Source organism: Endozoicomonas sp. SESOKO3 (assembly GCF_024606255.1).
The window spans coordinates 1-1,143 of the sequence record NZ_JAHHPR010000527.1; the positions used below are offsets into that span (position 1 = coordinate 1).

General features: G+C 43.7%; 1 protein-coding gene. It reads right to left on the reverse strand.

Annotated features, from left to right (window positions below):
* On the reverse strand, positions 1-1,086 hold a 1,086-nt coding region (locus KDK18_RS09060), incomplete at its 3' end, for a hypothetical protein (RefSeq protein WP_257254580.1).
* Between the last annotated feature and the right edge of the window lie 57 nt (positions 1,087-1,143).

A 1,143-nucleotide genomic window follows, 5' to 3' on the forward strand; every position in this document is an offset into this window, starting at 1 on the left:
TGATGTAGCAGGAACAATGGTCATATCAGCTTCTCCCAGAATACGATGGAAGAACAGTTGAATGCAGACGCCATTCACACTGATCGAGCATGAGAGCAGGTGATCGGCCGGGACAGCCTTCAGTAAGTGGTTGGCATAGTTATTTCCTGTAAAAGCTGTTACCAGTAACTTTGTCCCGTAGGGAAGGGCTGTTATCAGGCTGGTGAACAGTGAGGATTTTATTTTAAGAATATCGCTGTCGGTCTCATTGGCAAATACTCTCTGTTCTGCAACCTCGCCAATCGCTTTGGTCGCAATATTTGCAAACAGCTTCCAGGCGTAAAATACCCGCACATCTGACCCCGACATCTTTCTCTTGTCCAGAGTCAAATTATCCCAGTAATGTACGTAGGTAACATAAATAGCGAGGCTCAGAGCGAAGCCGGTAGCATCTAACTGAGGTGTAACGTAAGCCAACTTATGATCTCTGATCAAAAGCGGTATTGTATCCCCCATTGCGAGGGCCTCTGCCAATACGTGGGCGTTGGTGAAATGCCCATAATATCCGTCACTGGTATCAATGGGGCCCGACTGGAATAGCAGCGTATTGAATAGACTGAGAATAACAGTCAGTGATTTACCGGTGTAGTAGACAATGTTATCCCGTATGACCAGATTGTCTCCATTCTCTTGATTTCGATAGACATGAACTCGATCCATCCAGTCCGGATCAAGATCAGGTAGACCTGATTCTTGTAATACAGCTGTTTCTGTTGTTGAAGCAGAAGGACAAGACATAATTGCAATACAGTGTGACTCAGATTCTTCTTCTAAGCCAGAATGTGCGTTATTACCTGATTTATCTATTTTCGATGAGTGATAAGAGTCTGTGTTTACTGTGGCTGGCCTTAAATTCAGAAGTACCGTAAATCGTATAATCTCTGTCAGCTGCTTTGATGATTCCCGCTGATTGAACAGGTAAATCTCAACATCACATTTGCGACTTTGCCTATTACAGGGTACTCGAATTTCATGATCCAGACTTCTTTCCTTAAGCTGGTTGGATAATGTCGTATCCAGAAATGTTCTTGCCTCTTGCAAATCCATTTCCGGTAGCTCAGTTATGATAAATTCTCCAGATTCATGCTGTTTTTGAAGCTCCAC